General features: G+C 68.8%; 3 protein-coding genes. All 3 read left to right on the top strand.

Annotation, left to right across the window (positions count from 1 at the left end):
- Positions 1 to 513: pilin (locus AB7U92_RS01950; RefSeq protein WP_428574177.1), on the top strand; the 513-nt coding region annotated here is incomplete at its 5' end.
- 99 nt (positions 514 to 612) lie between these two features.
- A complete protein-coding gene (gene tfpZ / locus AB7U92_RS01945; protein WP_428574175.1) occupies positions 613 to 1,386 on the top strand; it encodes a TfpX/TfpZ family type IV pilin accessory protein in 774 nt (257 codons plus the stop codon).
- A partial coding sequence (locus AB7U92_RS01940) for an O-antigen ligase family protein (protein ID WP_428574173.1) occupies positions 1,386 to 2,398 on the top strand: 1,013 nt, incomplete at its 3' end. The genes tfpZ and AB7U92_RS01940, both read left to right, overlap by 1 nt.

The raw sequence follows: 2,398 nt of genomic DNA, 5'->3' as shown, positions 1-2,398 counted from the left end.
ACCCTGATCGAACTGATGATCGTCGTGGCGATCATCGGCATTCTGGCGGCGGTTGCGCTGCCGGCTTACCAGGACTACACGATCCGCTCGCGCGTGACCGAAGGTCTGAACCTGGCCGGTCCGCTGAAGGGCAACATCGTTGACACGTTCGGTTCGCGCGGTGGTGTGGCGCTGGCTGGCTGTGCTGACCCGTGCACGGCGAACCCGCCCGCCAATGCGTTCGGCTTCCAGTTCACTCCGACCAAGTACGTCGAGGGCATCGCGATTGCCGACGTTGCCGCCGTCCCGGTCCTGGGGGATGGCACGATCACCATCAACTACGCCGGCGCTGTCGGCGTGCCGTCGATCTTCGTTCGCCTGATCCCGGGCACGACGCTGAACCCTGCCACCGGCGTCCTGGCCGGCCCGATGCAGGCTGGCGCTCCGGTGGACTGGGCTTGCCAGGCCGGTTCGACGGCTGCCGGCAGCGAGACGACGGTTCACAAGTACGTTCCCGCGAACTGCCGCTTCTAAAGTCTGCTACGTTATGAAGGAGGGTGCCTCGGCGCCCTCCTTTTTCATTGGGGGCCCGGAAGTGCCGCGGCCCGGGGCAAAGGTCGAATCTTCTGTTCGATGAAGCTACGTCTTCCGCAAGCCAACCTGCGTTCGCGGCTCCAGGCCGCCGGCCTGCACTTCTGCCTCAGCCTGGCGGTGGCCATCCTGGCGGCCGTGCTCGTGTTTGGCGTGTGGTATCCCTGGCCGTACCGCATCATCTCCGGGGGGAAGGAGCTCTTCTGGCTGCTTACCACCGTCGATGTGATCCTCGGTCCCCTGCTCACCTTCGCGGTCTTCGACCTGGCCAAGGGCCGGCGCCACCTGCAGCGCGACTTGGCGGTGATCGTCGTGCTGCAGGTGGCGGCGCTGGCCTATGGTCTGCACACGGTGTATCAGGTGCGCCCGGTGGCGTTGGTTTTCGAAGTCGACCGCTTCCGAGTCGTCACCGCGAACGATGTCTACATGGACGATCTGCCCAAGGCACCGGAGGCCTATCGGCATCTCCCGCTGACGGGGCCGTGGGTGCTAGGAGCCCGACGTCCGCGCGACGGCGCCGAGAACACGGAGGCGCTCATCAAGGGTTTCGAGGGCTACGACATCGGCCAGCGACCCCTCTTCTGGCAGCCTTACGAGCAGTCCCGGGACGATGTGCAGCAGCGAGCGCGACCGGTTTCGGTCCTGATCGCCCGCTACCCCGCTAGCAGGCAAGACCTCGAAGCGCGCCTTCGCGAAGCGGGCGTCCGCGTCGAAGAAGCTCGATTCGCGCCCATCGTGGCTCGACAGGACTGGGTGGCGCTCCTGGATGCGCGAGGCAACGTGGTCGGCTTCATCGCGCTCGACGGCTTCTTCTGATGGGCGCTGCGCTGCGCGGCGACTGGCTGGTCGCGGCGGCGGCCGCCGTGGCCGCGCCGACGCTGATCGCCTTCAACCTGCCGCCGTCGGCCACGTTCCTCAACCAGACCGCTGCGATGGTGGGCTGGGGCGCCTGGGCCCTGATGCTGGCAGTGGCCCTGCCTCGCGGTGCCGCCAGTGCCCTGGGCAGCGCCGGAACCAGCGCCCTGCTCGCGGCCTTGCTGCTGGTGGCGGCCAGTGCCTTCGCATCACCGCTGTGGGCCAGGCTGCCCTGGAGCCTGGCCCTGCCTGCACTGGGCATGCTCGCGGCGGCGATGCTCGTGGCTGCGCTGGCGAGCGCGCTGCAGCGCAGCGGCCACGCAGAAGACGCCTTCGCCGCCTTCTGCGTCGCGCTGCTGATCGCCGGCGTGGCCGGCACGCTGATCGGCTTCGTGCAGGTCTACGCGCCGCAGTGGGCCGACGGCACCTGGATCGCCGTCAGCGCCAACGGCGACCGGGCGGTGGGCAACCTGCGCCAGCCCAACCACCTCAGCAGCCTGCTGCTGTGGGCGATGATCGCCACCGTCTGGCTGGGCGAGGGCGGGCGGCTGCCGCGCCGGTTGGTGCCCGCAGTGCTGTTGCTGCTGCTGGCCGGCGTGGTGCTCACCGCCTCGCGCACCGGCATGGTCGGTGCGGCGCTGCTGGCTCTGTGGGGCGTCGTCGATCGCCGGCTGTCGCGCGCCGCGCGGGTCCAGCTCTGGCTGGTGCCGCTGGCCTACTGGGCCTTCTACGAGCTCTACGCCGCGATCGCGCACCACCACGCGACGGTGTTCGGCGGCGAGGTGCAGCTGCAGAAATCCGACATCTCCAGCTCGCGCTTCGCCATCTGGTCCGACACGCTGTCGCTGATCGCCGCGCACCCTTGGGCCGGCGTGGGCTTCGGCGAGTTCAACTTCGCCTGGTCGCTGAATGTCTTCCCGAACCGGCCGATCGCCTTCTTCGACCACACCCACAACCTGCCGCTGCACCTGGC

Source organism: Piscinibacter sp., from assembly GCF_050175855.1.
Taxonomy (GTDB): domain Bacteria; phylum Pseudomonadota; class Gammaproteobacteria; order Burkholderiales; family Burkholderiaceae_C; genus Piscinibacter.
The sequence above is the reverse complement of the archived record's forward strand: the minus strand, read 5'-3'. Positions and strand labels throughout refer to the sequence as shown.